General features: G+C 55.9%; 21 protein-coding genes and 1 pseudogene. 12 read left to right on the top strand and 10 right to left on the bottom strand.

The features are described 5' to 3' along the window. The first annotated feature begins 7 nt into the window (after positions 1 to 7). Together LMH93_RS17075 and LMH93_RS17070 are read left to right on the top strand one after the other, a co-directional pair. The gene (locus LMH93_RS17075; RefSeq protein ID WP_070096939.1) at positions 8 to 1,981 is read left to right on the top strand and encodes a nuclease-related domain-containing DEAD/DEAH box helicase; all 1,974 of its coding nucleotides are present in this window, start codon (positions 8 to 10) and stop codon (positions 1,979 to 1,981) included. A gap of 479 nt (positions 1,982 to 2,460) precedes the next feature. Continuing rightward, on the top strand, positions 2,461 to 3,081 hold the full coding sequence (locus LMH93_RS17070; protein ID WP_070096940.1) for a hypothetical protein: 621 nt from the start codon (positions 2,461 to 2,463) through the stop codon (positions 3,079 to 3,081). A 198-nt stretch (positions 3,082 to 3,279) separates the two neighbouring features. Here LMH93_RS17070 and LMH93_RS17065 read toward each other — a convergent pair whose 3' ends face one another. Next, entirely contained in the window at positions 3,280 to 4,227 is a 948-nt protein-coding gene (locus LMH93_RS17065) for a YagK/YfjJ domain-containing protein (RefSeq protein ID WP_070096944.1), read from the bottom strand. Positions 4,228 to 4,801: 574 nt separating this feature from the next. Continuing rightward, a pseudogene (locus LMH93_RS17060) lies at positions 4,802 to 5,017 on the bottom strand (JAB domain-containing protein); the annotation flags it as partial. A 463-nt stretch (positions 5,018 to 5,480) separates the two neighbouring features. Here LMH93_RS17060 and LMH93_RS17055 point away from each other — a divergent pair. Next, a complete protein-coding gene (locus LMH93_RS17055; RefSeq protein WP_070096941.1) occupies positions 5,481 to 5,927 on the top strand; it encodes an acyl-CoA dehydrogenase N-terminal domain-containing protein in 447 nt (148 codons plus the stop codon). Positions 5,928 to 5,929: 2 nt separating this feature from the next. On the opposite strand, the gene LMH93_RS17050 is transcribed toward LMH93_RS17055, so the two are convergent. Continuing rightward, positions 5,930 to 6,550, bottom strand: coding sequence for a glutathione S-transferase family protein (locus tag LMH93_RS17050; RefSeq protein ID WP_033975249.1), 621 nt, complete (start codon positions 6,548 to 6,550; stop codon positions 5,930 to 5,932). 390 nt (positions 6,551 to 6,940) lie between these two features. Here LMH93_RS17050 and LMH93_RS17045 point away from each other — a divergent pair, with 390 nt between their 5' ends. The 9 genes from LMH93_RS17045 (at position 6,941) to LMH93_RS17005 (ending at position 15,585) form a co-directional block, all read left to right on the top strand. Further along, on the top strand, positions 6,941 to 7,534 hold the full coding sequence (locus LMH93_RS17045) for a TetR/AcrR family transcriptional regulator (protein ID WP_033975250.1): 594 nt from the start codon (positions 6,941 to 6,943) through the stop codon (positions 7,532 to 7,534). Positions 7,535 to 7,646: 112 nt separating this feature from the next. Continuing rightward, the gene (locus LMH93_RS17040) at positions 7,647 to 8,681 is read left to right on the top strand and encodes an NADP-dependent oxidoreductase (protein WP_230064409.1); all 1,035 of its coding nucleotides are present in this window, start codon (positions 7,647 to 7,649) and stop codon (positions 8,679 to 8,681) included. A gap of 28 nt (positions 8,682 to 8,709) precedes the next feature. Next, the gene (locus tag LMH93_RS17035; RefSeq protein ID WP_230064408.1) at positions 8,710 to 9,045 is read left to right on the top strand and encodes a hypothetical protein; all 336 of its coding nucleotides are present in this window, start codon (positions 8,710 to 8,712) and stop codon (positions 9,043 to 9,045) included. A 99-nt stretch (positions 9,046 to 9,144) separates the two neighbouring features. Next, entirely contained in the window at positions 9,145 to 9,606 is a 462-nt protein-coding gene (locus LMH93_RS17030) for a (2Fe-2S)-binding protein (RefSeq protein ID WP_010487142.1), read from the top strand. Position 9,607: 1 nt separating this feature from the next. Further along, positions 9,608 to 11,800 carry a xanthine dehydrogenase family protein molybdopterin-binding subunit gene (locus LMH93_RS17025; protein WP_070096943.1) on the top strand — a complete coding sequence of 731 codons (2,193 nt, stop codon included), beginning with the start codon at positions 9,608 to 9,610 and terminating at the stop codon, positions 11,798 to 11,800. A 10-nt stretch (positions 11,801 to 11,810) separates the two neighbouring features. Further along, positions 11,811 to 13,031: a cytochrome c gene (locus LMH93_RS17020; protein WP_230064407.1), complete on the top strand. Its 1,221-nt coding sequence runs from the start codon at positions 11,811 to 11,813 to the stop codon at positions 13,029 to 13,031. Between the two features lie 13 nt (positions 13,032 to 13,044). Further along, on the top strand, positions 13,045 to 14,253 hold the full coding sequence (locus LMH93_RS17015) for an XdhC family protein (RefSeq protein WP_031689751.1): 1,209 nt from the start codon (positions 13,045 to 13,047) through the stop codon (positions 14,251 to 14,253). A gap of 28 nt (positions 14,254 to 14,281) precedes the next feature. After that, positions 14,282 to 14,620, top strand: coding sequence for a putative quinol monooxygenase (locus LMH93_RS17010; protein ID WP_004574290.1), 339 nt, complete (start codon positions 14,282 to 14,284; stop codon positions 14,618 to 14,620). Beyond that, positions 14,617 to 15,585, top strand: coding sequence for a GTP 3',8-cyclase MoaA (locus LMH93_RS17005; RefSeq protein ID WP_070095675.1), 969 nt, complete (start codon positions 14,617 to 14,619; stop codon positions 15,583 to 15,585). Before LMH93_RS17010 ends, LMH93_RS17005 begins: the two co-directional genes overlap by 4 nt. Here the strand turns inward: LMH93_RS17005 and LMH93_RS17000 are convergent. The 7 genes from LMH93_RS17000 to LMH93_RS16970 all read right to left on the bottom strand — a co-directional run bounded on the left by LMH93_RS17000 (position 15,563) and on the right by LMH93_RS16970 (position 23,474). Next, positions 15,563 to 16,162, bottom strand: a complete 600-nt coding sequence (locus LMH93_RS17000) for a nucleotidyltransferase family protein (RefSeq protein ID WP_070095676.1) — start codon at positions 16,160 to 16,162, stop codon at positions 15,563 to 15,565. The genes LMH93_RS17005 and LMH93_RS17000 overlap by 23 nt on opposite strands. A 172-nt stretch (positions 16,163 to 16,334) precedes the next feature. Next, the gene (locus LMH93_RS16995; RefSeq protein ID WP_070095677.1) at positions 16,335 to 17,315 is read right to left on the bottom strand and encodes an IS5 family transposase; all 981 of its coding nucleotides are present in this window, start codon (positions 17,313 to 17,315) and stop codon (positions 16,335 to 16,337) included. 326 nt (positions 17,316 to 17,641) lie between these two features. Beyond that, positions 17,642 to 17,947 (bottom strand): ArsR/SmtB family transcription factor, encoded by a 306-nt coding sequence (locus LMH93_RS16990; RefSeq protein WP_010953420.1) that lies wholly within the window; start codon positions 17,945 to 17,947, stop codon positions 17,642 to 17,644. A gap of 138 nt (positions 17,948 to 18,085) precedes the next feature. Next, positions 18,086 to 19,069 (bottom strand): LLM class oxidoreductase, encoded by a 984-nt coding sequence (locus LMH93_RS16985; protein WP_070095678.1) that lies wholly within the window; start codon positions 19,067 to 19,069, stop codon positions 18,086 to 18,088. A 66-nt stretch (positions 19,070 to 19,135) separates the two neighbouring features. After that, positions 19,136 to 20,260 carry an alkene reductase gene (locus LMH93_RS16980; protein WP_070095679.1) on the bottom strand — a complete coding sequence of 375 codons (1,125 nt, stop codon included), beginning with the start codon at positions 20,258 to 20,260 and terminating at the stop codon, positions 19,136 to 19,138. A gap of 63 nt (positions 20,261 to 20,323) precedes the next feature. Next, positions 20,324 to 21,823: an aldehyde dehydrogenase family protein gene (locus LMH93_RS16975; RefSeq protein ID WP_070095680.1), complete on the bottom strand. Its 1,500-nt coding sequence runs from the start codon at positions 21,821 to 21,823 to the stop codon at positions 20,324 to 20,326. Between the two features lie 259 nt (positions 21,824 to 22,082). Next, positions 22,083 to 23,474 (bottom strand): NAD-dependent succinate-semialdehyde dehydrogenase, encoded by a 1,392-nt coding sequence (locus tag LMH93_RS16970; protein ID WP_070095681.1) that lies wholly within the window; start codon positions 23,472 to 23,474, stop codon positions 22,083 to 22,085. Positions 23,475 to 23,499: the final 25 nt, after the last annotated feature.

Raw genomic sequence — 23,499 nt, 5'->3', positions numbered from 1 at the left:
TGAAAACTTGGCCAAGATTATTCCAGGTATTGAAGAGGCAAAGCTTTCCAGGCAGTCGCCAACAGAGGGTGAGCTGTTTTTGCTTTTTTATTTAAGAGAGAATTTTGATCCAGAAGCTGAGGTTTACTTTCAGCCTTGCTTCAATGGCGAGCGCCCTGACGTTGTAATCATAAAAAAGGGTGTTGGCGCTATTGTTGTGGAGGTCAAGGACTGGAACCTTAGTAGTTACAGCGTGGATGTGAAGAATCAATGGCGGCTGCTCAAAAATCAGGCTCTGCTGAGGTCTCCTTTTTCTCAGGCGTTCGCCTATAAACAGAACCTTTTTGAAGTGCACGCAAATGGTCTGCTTGACAAAAGCATGGCTAGCGAAACATTTTACGGCCTGATAAAGGTTTATGTGTACTTCCACAATGCTACCAAAAATGAGATTGCAGCCTTTTATGAGCCTGCAATGCGTGAGTTGCGAAGTGAATTGGATGAGGTTCAACAGGCGTTTCGTGAGAAAAAAATCGGGTATGAGCAGTATGAGAAGAAGCGACTCTATCTCTCCAATAAGAAAAAACAGCTAGAGCGCGACTTGGGCTCATTGGCCATTACGCGAGACTCGCTGAAAAGAATTGCATTCTCAGGCGGCAAGCAGAATCCTCAGTTTGAGGAGGGCGTATATGCAGAGCTTATGCGCTTACTTCAGCCCCCATTCCATTACGCCAATGAAGGAAAGCCCATTCTCTACACAAAGCCACAGGTGCGGCTATCTGAGAGCATTGAAGGCGCCCGGGCCAAGGTATGCGGAGTGGCTGGGTCGGGTAAAACCTCCGTCTTGGCGAAGCGCGCGGTGAATGCGCACAGGCGACACGGCGAGCCCGTGTTGATACTCACCTTCAACCTGACGCTTCGCATGTTCATCAGAGACAAAATTAGTGAGGTTCGCGAAGACTTCAGTTGGGGTGCTTTCCATATAGTCAATTACCACAAATTTATGAGTGCGGCTCTAAGCAGTGCAGGAATCGATGTGAAGGTTCCAGAGGGATTGGTGGATTCCAATGCATATCTTGAAGAGCATTATTATTCGAATGAGTCTGTTTTAGCTAATTATGTTGCTGATAAGTACAAAACCATCCTCATTGACGAGGCTCAGGACTACAAGCCTGAATGGCAGCGAATCATAAGAATGAATTTCCTGGCCGAAGGCGGTGAGATGGTTCTGTTTGCGGATGAGAAACAGAATATCTATGAGCGTGCTGTCGATGAGGAGAAGAGGGCAAACATTATTTCCGGCTTTGGCCGCTGGCAGAAATTGAATAAGAGCTTTAGGTATAAGCAGGACTCTCCGGTGTTGCAGTTGTCTGTTGCCTTTCAGAAGCAATTCCTTTCAGAGAAATATGTTTTTGATGGGGATGAGTCTTATCAGCAAACCGCTTTTCTGCCAGGGATTAGCTTGAGTGCCGTAGGGACATGGTCAGCTGATAGGTTGATTGATGTTGCTGAGCTCATTGTCGCTATTGCGAAGCGCGAAGGCATTCATCCGAATGACATCACCATTGTGTCGTCAAGGGAAGATGTTCTGAGGGAGGTCGATTTTGCTATCCGAAAAGGGCCTCGGCATCAGGAGCGGACGATTACAAGCTTTGCCTCGAAGGAAGATGTTGAGAGAGTTTGCGGAAAAAGGCTTGGGCGTGCGGAAGAGAAAAAGGAGTTGCGCCAGTTGAGCGCCAGCCGTAAGCAAGGCTTCAATCTGAATAGCGGCGTAATGAAGTTATCGACTCTTCATAGTTTTAAAGGTTTTGAATCCCCCACGATTTTCGTGATCGTTAACGACTTGGATGGGCCAGAGTTGGTGTATGCGGGCTTGACTAGGGCAAAAGAAAACATCGTGGTGCTGTTGCCAGATGGTAGTCGATATTTTGATTTCTTTGTGCGAAATCTTGATGTCGTTGATTTGTATGTGCAGCGATCGAGTGCTCTCCATGCGTCTGAGTGAGGTATGGTCTTTTGGAGGCGTATCGATTCTTGGGGCGTCCGGAGGGTATGTACGAAGAATCAAGAGGCTCGCTTTTCCACTGCGGCGATTATTGCTGTCGCCAAGTCTAGATTATTGTTTTTTTGCGGTAATTTACTCATCCTCCTACGTGCTTTTTGCTCTGCTTTTTATGCCGGCGGTCAAGCGATTTAAAGATTTATTGCCTTCAATTATGTTGGGGGCTCTATTGGGTGGAGTGGTTTGCTGCTGGGTACGGCAATGAGAATGGAGGGCTATGAAAGAGTGAGCGCCACCAGTGATTCATGCCGTGGAGGCCTACATTGAGAAAAGATGCAGTTGAGGTACGGCGTGGTGGATGGGTATGGGAAGCTGATGGGGCTGGTCAAGTAGCCAGCTCCGCAGTCAGGATAAACTCTTCGAGTCGTTTTTAATATGGATGCCAGTGCCTCAGATTTGGCATAAAGAAAAGGAAAATAGACTTGAAATCGACTCCGATTCAACGGATCTTGGCTCAGGGGCACTTTGATGGGCTGTGCCTAATTTATTCTTTGTTCAATGGGTACAAAGCACTGAGAAGCCCTAGCGAAAAAGCTTCAGACTTTTCTTACAGGAATTCAAATTTTTGGAGGCGGGTGATTGGTAGCACGCCATCCCTTCACAATTTCGTACTGGGCGATGGTAGTGACTTCGGGAAGCTCAGGAACGCGACAGACGCTAAGGTCAAGCAAGCGTTTATTGCTACCTGCCTCGAGGTGATGACTGATGGCTCTGCTGTGTCCTCGGTGGTCACTCCCTCCGATATTGAGTCTCTGGCAACGATGGATTTCACTGAGTCGGTGGCGATTCTCTGTGTGAAGGAAAAGGCTGAGTTCGAAGAAGGTGGGATGGGGGATCATTGGGTAGCAATTGTTGGGCGTGACGATGACGCCGCGGTTTACCTTGTGGCTTGCTCGTACACGAACCATGCCTATGGGCTGAATGAGCGAAAGGACGCCAAGACGGGTCGATACTATAATACGACCATCAAAGTGGACCGTATCACCACATCCACCTCTTACCCCGATAACATCAACGTTATCCAGATCGTTTCAAACTCATGAAAATCTCTCGGTGATACTGGTCCTGCTTTTAACGATATGCCATTGGCGTGCCCGGTAGAAGGTGGTTAGGGATTAAGCTGTACGATGGTGCGAGTATTCGGCGGTCACCCAGCCGAATACTTGATTATGTACGTGCCCTACAGCCGACGGAAGGCTGTTCTCTTATGTTGATCTGATTTGATGGGTACTTGAATATCGTCAGTGCGGCAAGTGTCCCATACCGAAGGTTCGTGCTCTGGTTGGCTTTATGCGCAGATGTTGCTCCTCCTTGGCTAGATAGCGCATGGTGTTGATGACGTTTTCGCAAGCCTGCGTATCGGCTCGCTTAATGGTGCCGATGCCGAGTTTTGTATATTTTTGTTTGTCTGCGTTGCAGTTGAAGAAGTAACCTCGTCCACCCGTTATTTTCTCCCAGAGAGCGCCTATCTCCTGCGCCTTGTGCCAGTCACTATAAACGTGCGCGCTGTTAAAGAAGAAGGCAGTATGGATGTGGAAACCTTTGTTCTTGCCTTGCTCTACAGACCAAATGTAGCCCGTTTCATATTCGAAGATCGGATTGCGTTCGCGAGATCTAATCAGGGTTGCTAAGTCTCTGAATAGATCTTCGATACGTAGTAAAGGGTCAACTATTTCCAAATAATGAAGGTCTACTCGAATGACGACAGTGCGTGAGTAGCGGTTAAGTACTGCACGGGCGTAGGTTTCCACGTCCGCTTCGCGCTGTCGGGCTTGGTAACTGCGGTCACTCGCTTTGCGCCTGTATCCAGGCTCGCGCGTTAGCTGCCTGACTCTGTTTACTAACTCGTTCATAGAACTGTGAAAGCTGAGGTAGTAAAGGCCCGTAGGGTCTAGGCATACGGGGCCAACTGGGCTGCGCTCAAGACCGACTTCACTACAAGCTCTCCAAAATAATTGGAGGTGCTCACTATATTCGTAGTGGTCCGTGTGGATGCTGAGCAGATGCTGAATGTTGAAGAAAAGTGCAGACAGGCTGCTGAGCTCTATGTGCTCATAACCAGTTGTGTTTTCGGTAATATGAAAGGCTGGTTCGCTAGTGTTCTCAATCATCTTGACGATATTTTCGATCTGAATCGAAGCTCGTGATTGCGAAGTGTTGAATGGTGCTTTTGGGGTTTTGTTGTTCATGAAAGTTACTGATAAGTTGTGAAGGCATATCAGTAACTTGTTGTGTAGGATTTTACTGGCTCCAGTGCTTTGCATGTGAGTGCGTGCTATTTTTTAAGTTATTGTTTATTCTGGTAAGATGTATTGTTAGATTGATGTAGGTCAAAAGCTGATCCAATATAAATAAACCAAGTTACATTTTATTTTTTTATCGTGATGTTGGGGCGTCGGCCTGTGAGTTTGTCGTGTTTCTTTGGGGGATTACAAGTTTATTTGTGTGGGAGTTATCTGAGATCGCGATCGACAATCAGAGGTGACAAAAAATCGTGGAGGAGCCAGTATCGACAGCCGTTGACCTGTCCAAGCAGGAATATACTAATCGGCACCAACCAGAGCCAAAGGGCGTGCCTTCAACCGGTCGGTCAAGAACGTCGGCCAGGTGTCGGGGTCTGGAGCCTGTTCATAATTTTCGATAGCAGCTGCCGATCCGGCTTTCTCGGCTGATGTGTAGTCACTTCAGAACAAAAAATAAATGATTTCCCGTCCTGAAGATTGCTCTTGGGATCCCCAGGAGCAACCTTTTACGCGGAGTTGGCTAGAGATAACCTCGTTCGGCCAACGACACACAACCTTCATGGCCAACCACCACATGATCCAATAGGCAGGTGCCGACCATGTTCAGAGCGTTCTTGAGGGTGGTGGTCAGGGTGCGATCGGCTTGGCTGGGCTCTGGGTCACCGGAGGGATGATTGTGAACCATAATGACGGCCGCAGCATTGTGCTCCAATGCCATCTTCACCACTTCTTGCGGTTATGCCGAACAGCGGTCGCCCGATTAAGGCGGGATAGTGCTCCACCGGTGCATTGAGGGCGGTGGCCTGGATGCCCAGCAGAACGACACGGCCCTCGACATCTACCACCTCCAGCCCAAAGGAGCCCCCATCGCTCATGGCCCAGCCGTCGATACACTAGGTAGGCCAGGCGGGGCACCTGGCTGAGGTACAGGTAGCCGGCGCCTGTGGCACTGGCAATGAGTGCCAGGATGAGTGAGGTGATTTATAACGCGCGTTTCCTTCAAGGCCTCCCTGCGGGTGGGCGAAAGCTACAGGGCGAGGGGCCTGGCTGGCCAAAGCGACCTGCCGAGGCGCTGAAAGCGGAACTGGCCGGTCATCCCCCAGGCGGGAAAAGTTGTACAAGTATCTTGCGAAAACTTATACGCGTCAGTAGAAAATCTATACAAACTTACTGAATGTACAGCTTTATGGGGCTCGACTATGCCGGCTTACCGCGCGCCGCTCCGCGACATGCGCTTTGTGTTCGATGAACTACTCGACGCCTATACGCACCTGCAGGCGCTGCCATCCCAGGGGGAATTCGGCGCAGACTTGGGCGGAGCGATCCTCGAAGAGGCGGCGCGCGTGGCTGAGGGGTGGCTGGCACCGCTGAACAGTTCGGGCGACAAGGAAGGCTGCCATTACGACCCGGCGACCCGCTCTGTTAAGACGCCGGCCGGGTTCCGCGAGGGCTACCGCCAGTTCGCCGAAGGCGGCTGGACGGCGCTGGCGTGCCCCTCCGAGTTCGGCGGCCAGGGTCTAAGCAGGTTGATCATCACTCCAGTGTTCCGTTACTTGAAGGTTGTCAGCTTTGTTGGTCTTAGCTCTATGATAGTGAAGGGCCATGGCAGTTTGATGGTCTGCCACGGCTATTTGTTAAAAAGCTAAACTCACTTCGCGTCGATAATCAGCGCTAGCTTGTAGCTTGTCTGGTTTTCAAGGGTTTTAATGTAGTTTTCAATATGTGGAAATTCGCTCTTGGATTTGAGTAGGTTGAGCGCGCTCTTTACTACAAATCCCAGCATGAAGTCTGCTCCTGTGAGCCTCTCCTCGACCAAAAACTTTTTATTGTTCAAGTGTTCGTTTAGATGGGAAAAAACTTTATTGAATTCTACTTCGGCGTAGTTGTTAAGGAATTTTAGTTTGGTTCCAGATTGTGTTTCAAACTCATTAAATATTTTCAGTAAGAGCGGGAGCATTGCTGAGCTTTCTGAAAAGTGTATCCACTGTAAGTAGTCAAGATATTCTGGAGAGCTTTCTTTGGGTGCTAAGCGAGGTGCAAATTTATTTATCAGGAGTTCTGTGATGGCGCCTGACTCCGCAATTATTTTTCCATCAAGCTCGATAACTGGAGATTTTCCTAGGGGGTGAATGTTCCTCAGCGTTTCGGGAGCTAGATGTGTTTTTTTATCACGCTGATACCGAATGATTTCATATGGTTGGCCTATTTCTTCCAGTAGCCACAGAATACGAAACGACCTAGAGTCATTGAGGTGGTGAAGTTTTATCATCGTTATTATGCCTTTTAAGTTATAGTGGAAAAGGAAGTGTGCTTTGTATGAGGGCTGTCGACAGGGTGTTTGAGCAGCAACCCGGCATCAATGTTACCTCTGACTAAGCGACCGGTCTACTAGTCCGGCAAGCTGAGTGCAGCGATGCCCTCTAGGTTCGCTCCGAATCCACTGAGGCCTGTATCCAGGAGCTTGCCTTCTGGGGCGCGAGCGAAGGGCGGTTTGAAGGTTCCCCTTGAGCTTCAGGTAGGTGCTTCGCCGTACTGCGCCGCCATGAGCCTGCTGAGTGTGGGTTGGTCTGTATACTGTCTGGTGGTCATCAAGAATGGCTAACAATTCTCTCAGAAATCCACTATAGACGACTGGTCTATTTATTGATACATTAATTCCATGAAACTACGTTACGATGATACGCGTCAGCATTTACTCGATACCGGCCACCGCATGATGGTGGTTAAGGGCTTCACTGGTGTGGGCCTTAACGAGATTTTGCAGGCCGCTAACGTGCCGAAAGGCTCGTTTTACCATTATTTTAAGTCCAAAGAGCAGTACGGCCAGTCGTTGCTTGAGGATTACTTTCGCAATTATTTGGCGAGCATGGATGAGCGTTTTGCCGTCACGGGCAACACGGCCCGCGAGCGCCTGATGGGGTATTGGCAGAAGTGGCTAGACAGCTACTGCGAGCCCTGCGACGACCAGAAGTGCCTGGTGGTGAAGCTGAGCGCAGAGGTAGCTGATCTTTCGGAGCCCATGCGCCTCACGCTGCGCGATGGTGCAGATCAAATCATTGCGCGGATTTCTGAATGTATTGAGCAGGGGCAGCGAGACGGTTCTCTGGCACTGGACGATGCTTTCCACACTGCGACGGCCCTTTACCAGTTGTGGCTCGGTGCGAGTCTGCTGAGCAAGCTACACCGTAATAGTCGGCCGCTGGAAAACGCCATGGCCACAACTCAGACCATTCTGACCTCTGACAACATCTGATGGCGAGGTTGCCCACCTGTTGGTGGGCATTTTTTTCACTGACCAACTAGCCGACTGGTCTAATTCGGGTGATCGAGACAACCCCAACTTCAGCAACCCCAGGAGTTTGCACATGCCCCAATCAAAGCTAATCAATCGGCGCGTCGTTCTGGCCTCACGTCCCCACGGTGCGCCTCTCGAAGCGAATTTTCGCATTGAGCAAAGCCCCATTCCTGAGCCAGCAGAAGGGCAGGTTCTGCTGCGTACCGTTTACCTCTCACTTGACCCTTACATGCGTGGTCGCATGAGTGATGCACCGTCCTATGCTGCGCCGGTGGAAGTCGGTGGAGTGATTGTGGGTGGCACTGTATGCCGTGTGGAGGCTTCGAAAAACCCGGCCTACAAGGCCGGTGACTGGGTGCTGTCCTTTGCTGGCTGGCAGGACTACACGCTGTCCGATGGAAGCGATCTGACCGCGTTGGGTGAGTCGCCGGCGCATCCTTCTTATGCCTTGGGCATCTTTGGCATGCCGGGCTTCACCGCTTATATGGGCTTGCTCGATATTGGCCGGCCGCAGGCGGGTGAAACCCTGGTGGTGGCGGCGGCCACCGGGCCGGTCGGCGCGACTGTGGGGCAGATCGGCAAGATCAAGGGCTGCCATGTGGTCGGTGTCGCCGGCGGCGCGGAAAAATGCCGACATGCGGTCGAGGTGCTGGGTTTTGATGCCTGTCTCGATCACCGTGCGCCGGACTTCGCCGAGCAACTGACCAAGGCCTGCCCGGCAGGTATCGACATCTACTTCGAGAATGTCGGCGGCAAGGTCTTCGATGCGGTGCTGCCGCTGCTCAATACCAAGGCCCGAGTGCCCGTCTGCGGCATTATTGCGCACTACAACGATACCGCTTCACCCAACGGGCCAGATCGTTTGCCTGCTTTGATGGGCAGCATTCTGCGCAAGCGTATTCATGTGCAGGGTTTCATTATTTTTGATGATTACGGCCACCGCTACAACGAGTTCTTTAACGATATGTCGAGCTGGTTTGCGCAGGGCCGGATTAAATACCGTGAAGAATTAGTGAGTGGTCTGGAGGAGGCGCCTAAGGCCTTTATCGGCCTGCTCGAGGGGCGAAATTTTGGCAAGTTAGTGGTTCGCGTCAGTGAGGACTGATTGCCGCTTGTTGGAATAACACAGGTTATTGCTCTGCCAGCTCAAGCTCCTTGCTGGTAGGGCTTTTTTATTTAAAAAAATCCAGATTGCTAAGTTACAGGCAATGCCTGCAGGGGGAGTTATGCATACACCCAGTAAGCGCTCGCATAAAATAAACGCCATGTTCTGGCGTGTAGTGGTTGGTTGTCTGGGGCTTTACCCAACACTCTTGTTGGTGCTGAGTGTATTAGCCCCGCTGACCCGTGATCTGAGTTTCCCGGTAATGGTGCTGGTGGAAGTGCTGGTATTGGTGCCTGTCACCCAGCTTATTTCCTTTCCATTGGCCGGGTGGCTGGTTGCCCGTTTAAGGCGAATAGATTCGTGAGGGCATGACGCTGTTTAAGTCTGCCTCACGTCGCGCACCCACATGATCAAAGCGATAACCAAGGTTGTCGGCATCAACACTTTAAGCAGAGGAAATACCATGCAAACGCTAATCATCAACGGACAGTCGCAGCAGGTTGACGTTGCCCCCGATATGCCTCTGCTATGGGTCCTGCGCGATGTGCTGGGCCTAACCGGAACCAAGTATGGCTGCGGCATTGCCCAGTGCGGCGTGTGCACCGTGCACCTCGATGGCCAGCCGATTCGTTCGTGCGTGACGCCGATTTCCGCCGTGGCGGGCCGCGCGATCACCACCATTGAGGCCATCGGTGAGACGGTCGTGGGCCAAGCCGTGCAGCAGGCATGGCTGGCGCATGAGGTGGTGCAATGCGGTTACTGCCAATCAGGGCAGATCATGGCCGCCACGGCGCTGCTGCAGAGCCAGCCGAAGCCCGATGATCAGGCAATTGATGCCGCCATGGCGGGCAATCTGTGCCGCTGCGCCACCTACACCCGGATTCGCACGGCCATTCACAGTGTTGGCCAGGTTGAGGAGGCGTGAGATGAAAAAGCCTAACGAAGTGACTGTTGATATCTCCCGTCGCCGCCTCTTGCAGGGCAGCGGTATCGCCCTCGGTGGCTTGGTGTTGAGTACCTGGCTACCGCCGCTGGTGGCCAAAAGCGCAGCCGCCGAGGCGGCTGCGGCAGGTCGGCTTGGTGATCACTCCGCGGAGGGTTACGGTGCCTTTGTCCGCGTTGGCCCCGATGGCGTGGTCACGGTGATCTCGCCGAAAATTGAAATGGGCCAGGGTGCGCAAACCGGTATTGCCATGATGGTCGCCGAGGAGCTGGAAGTGCCCCTGGATCAGGTAGTGATCCAGGAAGCGCCACCGAACTCGGCGCTGTATACCGACAGCCTGATGCAGTTTCAGGCCACCGGTGGCTCGACTTCTACTCGTGTTACCTGGGAGCCGCTGCGTCGGGCGGGCGCTACGGCGCGCATCCTGTTGATCCAGGCGGCTGCTCTGCAATGGCGCGTCGCGCCGAGCCTGTGCCATGCGCAGAACGGCCAGGTGTTTGGCCCCAATGGCCTGCAGGCGGCCTATGGCGACTTGGTCGAGGCGGCTGCGACGCTGCCATTGCCCGACGCAGTGCCGCTGAAAACCCCCGAGCAGTTCAAGTTGCTGGGCACCCCCGCGCAGCGTCTGGATACGCCTGCGAAGGTCAACGGCAAGGCGCACTTTACCATCGACCTGCAAATCCCCGGCATGCTGGTGGCCTCCAGTATCACCTGTCCGGTGTATGGCGGGCGGCTGCTCAACGTTGATGAAAGTCAGGCGCGACGAGTGCCTGGGGTGCGCGACATCGTGCGCCTGGACAATGCCGTGGCCGTCACTGCGAGCAACTTCTGGGCCTGTCAGCAGGCCATCAGGGCGCTGAGGATCGAGTGGGAACTCGGCCCACATGCCGCGATTGGTTCAGCGCAGCTGGACCAGGAGCTGCTCGCCGCCAGTAGCCGTGATGGCGTGGTCGCCAAGCGCAGCGGCGACATTGAGCAAGCCAAGCAGCAATCGGCCAGCCAGTTCGAAGCGGTTTACGAGCAGGCGCTGTTGTCCCATTCGCCGCTTGAACCCATGAGTTGTGTGGCCCATGTGCGCAAAGATGCCTGCGAGCTGTGGGTCGGCACCCAAGTACCGGTGTTTGCCCAGCAGACGGCCGCCCAAGTCACCGGGTTGCCCGTGGAAAAAATCCAGGTGCACAACCAATTGATCGGTGGCGCATTCGGCCGGCGTCTGGAGTTTGATTTCATCACCCAAGCGGTGGCCATCGCATGCCAGGTCGATTACCCGATCAAGCTGATCTGGAGCCGTGAGGAAGACATGACCCACGACCTCTACCGGCCGCTGTATGCCGACCGTATGCAGGCCGCCCTCAACGAGCAGGGACGGCCGCTGGGTTGGGAGCACCGCATCGCCGGCGCCTCGATTCTCGCCCGTTATGTCGGCAGCTTGCCGCCCAATGGCGTGGATAGTGATGCCGTGGAAGTGGCGGTAGACCCCATCTACAGCCTGGCGCATTTGCAGGTTCGTTATATCCGCCAGGAGCCGAGCGTTGTGCCCGTGTCCTGGTGGCGCGGCGTGGGCCCGCTGCGCGGCACCTATGCCCTGGAGTGTTTTATTGATGAGCTGGCGCACAACGCCAAGGCCGACCCGGTTGCCTACCGCCTGGAACTGATGGCGGAGCAGCCGCGTGCCCAGGCGGTGCTGCGTTTGCTGGCTGAAAAGACTGACTGGAATAAGCCGTTGCCCGCAGGGCAAGGCCGTGGTGTGGCGGTCAGTGCGGTGTTCGGCAGCTATGTGGCGACCCTGGTTGAACTGGAGATGCAGGGCGACTTGGGCATACGCATCAAGCGGCTGGTCAGTGTGGTGGATTGCGGCTTTGCTACTAACCCGACCTCGGTTAAGGCGCAGATCGAGGGCGGCACGCTGTTCGGCCTGTCCGCCTCGCTATTCAACGAAATCCTCATCGAAAACGGCCAGGTGCAGCAGACCAACTTCCACAACTACCGGCAGCTGCGCATCAGCGAAGCGCCGGCGGTGGAGGTGCACCTGCTGCCTAGCTTGGAGGCGCCGGGTGGCGTCGGCGAGGCCGGTACTGCGTTGATCGGTCCGGCCCTGGTCAACGCCCTGTTCGCCGCCTCGGGTCAGCGCATCCGTCGCCTGCCGCTGAGCCGCTTCGGCTACTACCCGGTTTAAGGAGCACTTGATGAAATTAATAAGCAACCTACTGACGCTCGCCAGCGCGGCTCTGCTGGCGCAAGCGGCCTATGCGCAAGAGGACTTGCTGGCTAAGGGCGAATACCTGACGCGCGCTGCCAACTGTGTGGCTTGCCATACCGTGCCTGGCGGTCAACCCTTCGCCGGTGGTGTTGAGTTCAAGCTGCCGTTCGGCTCGCTGTTTTCGCCCAACATTACCCCGGACACGCAAACCGGCATCGGTGCATGGACCGATGACGAGTTCGTCAGTGCGCTGCAGACCGGCATTGGCCGTGACGGCAAGCACTACTACCCGGCGTTTCCCTATACCTCCTACAGCAAGATGTCGCGCGATGACATCCTCGCGATCAAGGGTTATCTCGATAGCCTGGAACCGGTCGAGCAAGCACCGCGCGAAAACCACATCGGCTTCCCGTTCAATCAGCGCTGGGGCATGGTTTTCTGGAATTTGCTGTTCCTTAACGATGAGCCATTTCAGGCGGACAGCCAGCGCTCTGCTGAGTGGAATCGCGGCAAATACCTCGTCGAAGGGCCGGGTCACTGCGGCGAATGCCATTCACCGCGCAACCTGTTTCAGGCTGTCAGCAGCGAGCGCTCGCTGGCCGGTAATCTGATCCAGGGTTGGAACGCCTACAACATCAGTGCCGACCCCGTGCACGGCATTGGTGCCTGGCCCACGGACGTGCTAGCTGGCTATTTGAAGGATGGCGCAGCGCCAGGCCTGGGTTTGTCTTCAGGGCCCATGGCGGAGGTGGTGGAAAACAGCTTGCGCCACCTGACTGACGCTGACCGTCAGGCGATTGCAGTGTTCCTCAAGGACTCGCCACCGCGCAGTGAAGGCGTGCCTCGCCCGCAGCAGGTCACGCTTGCAGAACCGGGCAGCGGCAGTGCACTCGGCAACAAGCTGTTCGCCGAAGCCTGCGCCAGTTGCCACCGCTGGGACGGCACGGGCAACCAGAGCCAGACGGCCATGCTGCTGGGCTTGAAGACGGTCAACGATCCGGCCGCCAGCAACTTGCTCGGCATTCTGTTGAGTGGCCACGGCGCCGCCGACGCCCCAGTGAATCGGCGAATGCCATCGTTCGGCAACATTTATACCGATCAAGAGTTGGCCGCGTTGAGCAGCTTTATGTTGCAGCGTTTCGGCGAGAGTGGTGCGCAGGTTTCGGTGCCGGCTGTGGCTAAGCGCCGGACCGAGTCCCTGCATTGAGCGGAGGTTCTGCATGTCGGGCCTGAACACATTGCTGGATGCGCTCCTGGCCGAGCGCGAGGCTGGCCGCGAAGCGGTGCTTGCGACTGTAGTCAAGGTCGAAGGTTCGGCGTATCGGCGGCCCGGTGCGCGCATGCTGGTGTCGCGCTTCGGCCGGCCCGAGGGCACCATCAGTGGCGGCTGCCTGGAGGCGGAAGTGGCGAAAAAGGCTTGGTGGCTGACCGAAGCCGGGCCGGCGCTGCGCAGCTACAGCACCGCAGAGGCGGATGACGCCAGCGAGGAAGCGCTGAGCTTCGGCCTGGGCTGTAACGGCAAGGTTCACGTGCTGTTCGAGCGCCTGCCGGCCGGCCCTTGCGCCTTGGTCGATGCTTTGCTCAGCGTGCGCGACCGCCAGCAGCCTGCGGCCATCGCCACGGTAATCGCCAGCTCGGGCGCGGCTGCGCCACGCTTAGGCGAGCGTTTGTGCTTGATGCCTGGGCAGGAGGCCGCGGGCGAGTTGCTGCGCTCGGTGCTGGTTGAGCAAATCAGCGCCGACCTGCAGCAGACCTTGCTGCGCGGCAAGTCATCCCGTGGTCTCTACCCGAATGGTCTCGGCGAAGTGGAAGTGCTTCTGGAGTACCTGCCGCCGGTCCGGCGTCTGGTGATCTTCGGCGCGGGCCATGATGCCCAGCCGCTGGTGCGCATGGCCAAGCTGTTGGGTTGGCATGTGACGGTGATCGACGGCCGGGCGCACTTTGCCCGGGCCGAGCGTTTTGCCGAGGCTGACCAGGTGCTGGTCGGCGATGTTGAGCAGCCTTTCGATTACCACGAGCTGGTGCGCGGGGCTGCGGTGGCGGTGATGACCCACAGCCTGGTGCAAGACGCGCATTGGCTACAGGGTGTGTTGCACAGTGAACCCTGCTATGTCGGTCAGTTGGGGCCGCGTGAGCGCACCGAGCGCTTGTTGGCCGGCATCCACGAACAATTGGCTAAACCGCAGGACGAGCTGCCGGGGCTGGAATGTTTGCATTATCCGATCGGCCTGGACCTTGGTGGCGACACCCCGGAAAGCGTGGCCATGGCGGTGCTGGCGGAAATTCAGGCAGTGCTCAACGGCCGCAATGGCGGCAGCCTGCGCTTCAGATCTGCGAGCATCCATGACAGCGACCCTGTGCTGATGGCTGGCCGGGATCAAACGGATGTTGCGGCAGAAGGTTGTCGGCTGGTGGCCGTGCAGCGTTAACAATTTATCAACCGAGGAACCCATCAGTATGAGTCAAGCCATACGCGTTGTAGCGATACTGACAGCCAAGGCAGGCAAAGAGTCGCAGGTCGAGCAGATTCTGCGCGCCTGTGTGCAGCCATCGCGCGCCGAAGACGGCTGCCTGTCTTACGTCCTGAATCGCTGTATTGAACAGGCCGGGCGTTTTGTCTTCGTCGAGCGCTGGGCCAGCCATGAGGCGATAGCGCGCCATCGGCAGATGCCACATTACACGGCCATGGCCAATGCCTTGGGCGAGCTGCTAAGCGATCGTCAGGTTTATGTGCTTGAAGCGCTGGCGGAGGACATCGAACCCGCCATTGATCCACGTACGGGCGTTGTCGGGTGATAGTTGATCGACATGGTCGGCGTTTTCGCAAACTTCGTCTGAGCCTGACTGCCGCATGCAATTACGCCTGCACCTACTGTGTGGCCGATGGCCGTCGCTTGGTGGCCGCACGCGATGAGCTGACGGCCGCGTCGCTGCTGCGTGCCGTCGAGTTGCTCAGGGATGTTGCAGGGGTTGAGGAACTGCGCATTACCGGCGGCGAGCCGCTGCTGAGTGACCGGCTGGAGCCCTTTCTGCAGGGCATAGGTAAGCTGGCGTTGCAGGACATTAGCCTGACCACCAATGGCCAGTTGCTGGCCGGCAAACTGCCGTTATTGCGCAGCGCCGGCATCCAGCGGCTCAATGTGTCCCTCGATACGCTCGACCCGAGTGCCTTCCGCACGATCGCCAAGGGCGGCGACCTGCAGACGGTGCTCAACGGCATTGAGCAGGCGCGCCGAGCCGGCATGAGCATCAAGATCAACATGGTGCCGATGCGTGGTAGCAACCTCGATCAAGTTTTGCCCATGTTGGCGTTCTGCCTTCAGCAGGGCTACGAATTGCGTTTTATCGAACTTATGCGCATGGGCCATCTGGCCCAGCATGCAGAGGCTTTTCGTACCCAGTTCGTCGGCCAGCGCGAGCTGCTGGAGCTTATCGGCGAGCGTTATGCCTTCACCCAGGCTGAGGCGCCGGTAGACTCCACCGCGCTGCGTTATAGCGTTGGCGAGCGCGGGGCGTTCGGCATCATTGCCAACGAAAGCGCGCCCTTTTGCCGGAGCTGCAGCCGTCTGCGCCTGTCGTCTACCGGCAGGTTATACGGATGCCTGTCATCCAATCGCGGGCACTTTATGGGCACGCTGTTGGATCTGCCGACTGAGCAGGCACAGCCGCAGCTGACCGCGTTGCTCGGCCGTGCGCTGGCGGACAAGCAGGACGCTACGTTTACCGGCAGCGCGCTGATTATGAAATCGGTGGGTGGCTGAGGTCGTCCGGCCTGTCGACGTCCCGCAGAATGCCGTGGTCATCGAGCGTCACGGCAATCACCTGTTGCGCATGGCTGGCGATCAAGCCCTTGGCCCCATTCTCGCCTTGCAGTTGCATCAGCTCCGGCCAGAAGCGCCGGCCGAACAACACCGGGTGGCCGCGCTGGCCCTCGCAGTAAGCCACGACGATATGTTCAGCGTCTGCCTGCGCTCGCAGTTGCCGCAGGGTGGCGGCAGAAATCCACGGCATATCTCCAAGCAGCACCGCCACCGCAGTGGCCTGCGAGTGTGCCAGGCTCTGGATGCCGGCAGCCAGGCTTGAGCCAATGCCCTGTTTGGCGTGGGCCGCACGTACCAGCTGAACGCCAGGCGGAATAGCCAGGGCCTGGGCATCGTCCTCGGCTTTTAGCACGACTCGAACATCGCTGAAGGCTTCTTGCGTGCGCAGCACTGTTGCGCGTAGCAGGCTGTTGCCGTCGGCCAGCTTGGCGCAGCGTTTGTCGCTGCCGAAGCGCTGCCCGGTGCCGGCGGCGAGTACCAGGCCGATACACTCAGGGTTGTGGCGCGGTTCTGTCATGTTGAAATTCTATGCTGCCCCCTAAGGATGGTCTGAAGTAGCCCTGCATTTCCGGTCGACTTCAGCCTCCGCCGATTTTGAAGCGCGGCAAACTGATCAAAAACGATCAGATCACCCGCTTATTCCTGTGTTTTTAGCCGCCGCGGGCACCGCGTTGCGGCCATTTCCCACATTACAGGTGCACCTCTCCTGCATTCGTCAGCAAATGCCGGCGCGCCATCCACAGGTTCGACAGCGCAAACAATGTCACCAGCTGCGCCGTGTTCTTCGCCAGGCCACGGAAGCGTGTCTTCACATAACCGAACTGGCGCTTGATCACCCGGAACGGGTGCTCAACCTTGGCGCGCACCTGGGCCTTGGCCTTCTCGATCTTGCGCTTGGCTTTGTACAGCGCGCTGCGCTTACTCAGCTTCTTGTACGTACTGCGGCGGGCCGCGATCTGCCAGATCACCTCCCGGCCTTCATGTTCCGGGCGCTTCTCGACGCCGGTGTAACCCGCGTCGGCACCCACCATGTTTTCCTCTCCGTGCAGCAGTTTGTCGACCAGGGTAACGTCTGCAACGTTGGCTGCCGTCCCCACCACGCTGTGCACCAGGCCGGACTCGGCATCGGCGCCGATGTGCGCCTTCATGCCGAAGTAATACTGGTTTCCCTTCTTCGTCTGGTGCATTTCCGGGTCGCGCTTGCCGTCCTGATTCTTGGTCGAACTCGGCGCATGGATCAGCGTGGCATCGACGATGGTGCCCTGGCGCAGCGACAGCCCCCGGTCGCCCAGGTAACCATTGATCACCGCCAAAATCCCAGCCGCCAACTCTTGCTTCTCCAGCAGGCGACGGAAATTGAGGATGGTGGTTTCATCGGGAATGCGCTCCAGGCTCAGCTCGGCAAACTGGCGCAGGATGGTGGTCTCGTAGAGCGCTTCTTCCATCGCCGGATCGCTGTAGCCGAACCAGTTCTGCATCAGATGTACGCGCAGCATCGCCATCAGCGGATACGCCGGACGGCCACCTTCACCCTTGGGGTAGTGCGGCTCGATCAGGGCAATCAAACCCTTCCACGGCACCACCTGATCCATCTCGATCAGGAACAACTCCTTGCGGGTCTGCTTGCGCTTGCCGGCGTACTCGGCGTCGGCGAAGGTCATTTGCTTCATCGGGAAACTCGGGCAACGGGATCGGCGTATTTCACCAGATTCAGGAAGTCTTTTTCAGACCATCCCTAAAGAAGGTTGGCCGTAGAAGAGCACTTGAAGGGCTTCGCGTCCCTCTCTGGAGTGTGCTCTCTTTTGCGTATACAGCCCCTGGTTTCAGCGTTGTCAAGTGGCAGTTTTGCTATAGGAGCGTTTTTTCCGCGCACCGCATCACTGGTAATGCTGTTCGATCACTCGAAGCTTCGGATGATCTGATCGTTATTTGGTCAGATTGCTGTTTTTGACATCGGCAAAGACTGAAATCAGTCAGAAATACAAGGGTTGCAGCCCTAGATTCTTTCTTGCAGCGCCTTGAAGAAGGCATCGATATTCCCATCGTGGCGTTTGTAGTAGGTCCAGGGGCCGATCCGCTGCGATGTCACCAATTGCGCGCGCTGTAGAGCTGCGAGATAAAGCGATGTCGTTGACTGCGAGAGGCCCGTGCGCTCTTGGATGATACTGACGCACACACCTACCGTTTCTGGGTCGACCTCCTGCTCAGGAAAGACTGTCCTGGGATCCTTGAGCCAATTGAGGATGGCAAGGCGCATCGGGTTCGCCAATGCTTTCAGGGCTTCGTTGACGTCAATAGTCATGAATTTTTTAATACCTGTTTTTTACGATATCTAGATATCTTCCTGGTTCGCGCATCAAATTGGAAGGCTTCGCCGTGATCTCTGCGCGCCTGCCCGTGGCAATGACTGGCTGGTCTGGACTGGAATCCTATTGTCCTGTCAGGTAGAACTATCGGGCACCTGTGCGCCGAATTGCGGGACGATATGCTTGCCAATTTCCTCGATAACCTCGGCTGCGGGGCGTTTACCATACTTGAGGTTCAGGATGACGTGATCTACACCGATTTCCTGAAGTGTATCCAGCAAGGTCCGAAGGTGGTTACGTCCTAGTCGGAATCCTAGATGGATATGCGAGGGCGGCGTGGATGGGTGTTCGTCCAGGTTGATATAAAGCGATTGCAAGAACGGCTTGTAGATAGTGCCACACTGTTTAACTATTTCCTGTCTCCAATCCTCCACGATCAGTCGCTGTATTTTTGGCGGACGTGGATAGTTGATCCATCCATGGCTTTCACGTGCGATCCAATCGAGCGGCTGGCGGCTGTGTCCGGTTACGAATAGCGGTATTTCCCGAGTCGTAGGTTTGGGAACGAGGTCGGCCCCCAGTAACTCGCCGTGACTCCAGCGAATGGGCTCGAAGTGTGTTCGATGGGCTTGGCGTATCACATTGAAGTTTTCTTGAAAGGTCTCGCCACGCTTTTCTGGATCAATGCTGAATGCGGGAAACTCCACGGGACGATCGCCAGAGGCTACTCCCAGGAGCAAGCGACCTCCGCTCAACTGATCAATGCTCGCTGCGGCCTTTGCCGTGTGCAAGGGATTACGCAAAGTAAGGGCGATGGAGGCGGTACCTAGTGCGATTTTTGTTGTATGGGCTGCCATGTAGCCCAGATACACCCAAGGGTCGAAAACCTGGCCGACATCGCCGAAGCTTGGGTCCCTGAGTGGGACGTCGCGAAACCAGAGCGCCGAAAAACCAAGTGCCTCTGCACGTTTGGCCAGCGCGACCTGATCTAGCATGCTCGGTGTATCACCTTCGAAAGCCTCTAGGGGAAAGAACAGCCCAAGGCTTAGATGACCCTGCCTGAAGGTTCGTTTGAATCCCCTATGCTCTTGGTAGGGGATCGTGCTCGGTTGGTACATGTTTAACTTCCTCGGTCAGCAAACGCTGAGCCACGCCCCTGAGTTATGGGGCGTGGCATTGAGCGTTTAGGATTTGTAAATCGGGTAGTCGGTGTAGCCCTTATCGGTACCGCCGTACATGCTGCTTGGATCAAGTGGGTTAAGCGGCCAGTTGTTGGCGATACGAGCGGGCAGGTCGGGGTTCGCAATGAAGGGGCGACCAAAAGCGATCAGGTCGCCCCAGCCAGCTTTTATCACGCGATTTCCTCGTTCAGCGGTGTACTTGCCGGCATAGAGAATCTTGCCGCTGAAGGTCTTACGAACATCTTCCCGGAACGTCTCAGGCAGCTCGGGTGCGTTTTCCCAATCGGCTTCGGCGAGCGACAGGTAGGCAATGCCCACTTCCTCGAGGATCTTCACTGCCTCGATGTAGGTTTGGTGAGGATCTTCTTCGACCAGGCCAAGGTATACGCGGTCTTCGTCTGTGGTCGCGAACAGCGGGGCGAAGCGAACGCCCATGCGCTCCTTGCCGACGACACCAGCAACGGCGAGGGTGATTTCGCGCAGGAAGCGAAGACGGTTCTGCAGCGAACCGCCATATTCATCATCACGCTGGTTGGCATGGGCCGAAATGAACTGGTTTACCAGGTACCCGTTCGCGCAGTGAAGCTCCACCCCGTCAAAACCTGCGTCTAAAGCATTTCGGGCTGCTTGGGCGTAGAGCTCAACCAGTTCCTTTACCTCCTTGGTGGACAGGGCTCGTGGGGTCGATGGGTCGGCCAGTGCACCCGTGCCGGGGCCAGTTTCGATGAACACCTTGACGTTGTCCGCGCGGATGGATGATGGCGCGACGGGCGCTTCACCACCGGGTTGCAGCGATGTGTGCGACACGCGGCCTACATGCCAAAGTTGAGCAAAGATCACCCCCCCTTCGGCGTGAACAGCGTCGGTGACCTTACGCCAGCCTTGTATCTGTTCTGGGCTATGAATGCCGGGTGTCCAGGCATAACCCTGTCCTCGGGGTTCGATCTGTGTGCCCTCGGTCACCATGAAGCCAGCACCGCTGCGCTGACGGTAATATGTGGCCATTAGGTCGTTCGCAATATTGCCGGGTTGGGAGCTGCGCGAACGCGTCAGTGGCGGCAGAACGATACGGTTCTTGAGGGTGTACGGGCCCAGCTGAGTGGTTTTGAAAAGTTCTGATTGTGTCATTTCGTTTACCTGCATATCTAAAATATTCGATGCTATAAGTCAAAAAAACATGGATTAACGAGGTCAGAAGAGCCCGAGCGGTGCTTCGTTGAGGCTGACGTAGATATTCTTCTTCTGGCTGTAGGCTTCCAGCATTGACTTGTGAGTTTCCCGTCCTAGGCCAGATTTCTTATAGCCACCAAAGGGGGCATGGGCAGGGATCTCATGGTAGGTATTTACCCACATACGTCCGGTTTCCACCGCGCGTGCCACACGTAACGCCCGGTTGATGTCTTGGGTCCAGACTGCACCCGCTAGGCCGTACTCGGAGTCGTTGGCCATGGCGATGACCTCCGCTTCATCCTTGAAAGGAATGACGCACAGAACAGGGCCGAAAATTTCCTCGTAGGCGACGCGCATATCGTTGCGAACACCGACCAGAATCGTTGGCTGGATGAAGAAGCCGGCATCGTAATCGGCACCTGTAAGACGACCGCCGCCGATCAGTACCTCGGCACCTTCCTGTTTGGCGATATCAACGTAGCCGAGGATCCGTTCCATCTGGGTCTTGCTGACCTGTGCGCCCATCATGGTGTCTGGGTTCAATGGGTCGCCCACACGCACAGCTTCGAACTTATGCTTGAGCTCAGCCAGGAATCGCTCGTAGATGGACTCGTGAACGAACAGCCGTGCGCCGGATTCGCAGACTTGGCCTTGGTTCCACAGGATGGCGAGGGCTGCGCCTTCCACGGCCTTATCCCAGTTCGCATCGGGGAAAACGATGTTGGCCGACTTGCCGCCCAGTTCAAGGGTGGCAGGAATGATTTTCTTCGCTGCCGCATTGGCGACGAGTTCGCCGACACGCGTCGAGCCAGTGAAGGCAAGCTTGCGCAGGTCTGGATGATCCAGTAACGCCTGGCCAACTGAGGTGCCTAAGCCTGTGACGATGTTGACCACGCCGGCCGGAAGTACCTTGGCGAAGATCTTCGCCAGTTCAAGGATGGTTACCGGGGTCAGCTCAGAAGGTTTGATGACTACGGTGTTACCCGCCGCGATGGCTGGAGCGATCTTCCAGGCGGCCATAAGAAGCGGGAAGTTCCACGGAATCACTTGGCCCACGACGCCGAGGGGTTCACTGAGAGCGATGCTGAGTGTTTGCTCATCCAGCATGACCGCCTCATCCGACTGGCTGCGGATTGCGCCGGCGAAGTAGCGGAAGTGATCAATCGCCAGTGGGATGTCGACGGAGCGACTTTCACGAATGGGTTTGCCTACATCAAGGGTTTCCAGAACGGCGAACCGATCGGCATCGGCTTCCAGCAGGTCGGCGATCTTCAGCAACGCATTGGCGCGTTCCGCTGGCGAGGTGGTATGCCAGGTCACGAAGGCGCGTTTTGCGGCCTGCACCGCGCGGTCGACGTCGGCAGCTGTGGCGTTTGGGATGTTGGTGAGAATTTTTCCGTTGGCGGGGTTGATAATGTTGAGGGTTTCACCGTTTTCGGCGGCCACCCACTGGTTGTCGATAAACAGGCCGTAGCTGTGGTCGGGAAGGTAGCTCGGATGGGTATCACTGGAATTTTGCATGGGTTACCTCCTGAGGTGAGTGCGATGGGTTTGGTTGAGATTATTTTAGATATTGGCATATGTCAATATGTAGTTGTGTATTCGTGCAGACATTCCTATCGTCGTATCTTTTCAGCCTGCTTCTGGATCGGCGTGGAGCGCGCTGTGCTGCGCGCCAGGCTTGGCTACGTAGTCCAGCCCCCCCCGATCTCTTCATCAACGAGGGGGGGCTGCTGCATAAAAGCACTGAGGCCTGTTTGCGTTTAGGTGAAGATGTAAGTCAGAACGGCGCGTCGATATCCATGACGTTAATCAGCTTGTGGTTGACGAATTCCTTGATTCCCAAACCAATCAGCTCGCGACCGTAACCAGATCTTTTGATTCCGCCGAAAGGTAGGTCGGCTTTCGATGACGTTGGGTGATTGACGAACACCATGCCTGTCTCGATGCGCTTAGCAACCTCAACACCATGCTGGGCGTCTGCGGTGAATACCGAACCACCGAGCCCGAACGGAGAGTCGTTGGCGATAGCTATCGCGTCTTCTTCGTCTTTAGCTCGTAGGATCATCGAGACTGGACCGAAGAACTCCCAGTAGTAGGCAGGGTTATCAGGCGTCAGGTTGGTCAGAATGGTCGGTTGAACAAATGCACCCTTGCTTGGTACCTTGGGCCCAACCTCGGTGGCCGTAGCGCCGTAGTTGACTGCTTCACGAATCTTCGCGCGGATTTCGTCGGCGGCAGTTTGAGATGACAGGGGAGCTAGATTTGTTTCCGGATCGAACGGGTCGCCGGCCTTCAGTTGTGCTACACCTTCGGCATAAAGGCGCAGGAACTCGTCGTAGACTTCTTCCACTACAATCATGCGTTTGGATGATATGCACACCTGTCCAGCATTCCAGTGACGGCCTACAACAGCCCACTTCACGGTCTTTTTCAGTTCAGCGTCGCGCAGAACTATGAAGGCATCTGCCCCCCCCAGTTCCAATGTAGATTTCTTCAGTGCCTTGCCAGCCTGGGAGGCGATGATGGCACCTGCGCCTTCGGAACCGGTCAGTGCCACCCCGTGTACTCGAGAGTCGTTGAGGATTGTCTCGATTTGCTGGCGAGTTGCGTACATGTTGCTGAATGCGCCAGCAGGTAGACCAGCATCAAGCAGTAGTTGTTCGAAAGCTTCGGCACATTGCGGTACGTTTGAAGCATGTTTGAGCAGCACGGTATTACCCGCTGCCAATTGCGGTGCGAGAATTCGAGCAATTTGATAGTAAGGAAAGTTCCATGGTTCAATGGCCAGGATAGTGCCCAACGGCTCATGGACCAAGATTGCTTGACCCTCGGCTGGGTCGGCTACCGGCAGCTTCTGCGGAGTTAACAAAGCTTCTGCATGTTTAACGTAATACTCAAAGATACTTGCTGAAATTTCTACTTCACCTAATGCTTCGGCAGTGATCTTGCCCATTTCCAGTGTTAGCAACCGGGCATAGTCGTTTGCTCGCGCGCGCAGCAGGTCGGCAGCTCGCTGAAGGACGGCCCCACGCTCTGCGATTGAGCAATTCTTCCAGACAAGAAATGCGTTGTGAGACGCCTCAAGAGCCTGTTCAATCTGAATATCTGTTGCATCTGGAAAACTTTTTAGAACTTCACCTGTATAGGGATTAACGGATGCGTATGCCATGCTGTTTCTCCAGTAATTTTAAGTA

Source organism: Pseudomonas sp. CIP-10 (genome assembly GCF_020911845.1).
GTDB lineage: Bacteria > Pseudomonadota > Gammaproteobacteria > Pseudomonadales > Pseudomonadaceae > Aquipseudomonas > Aquipseudomonas alloputida.
This window is presented reverse-complemented; position numbering and strand designations above follow the sequence as displayed.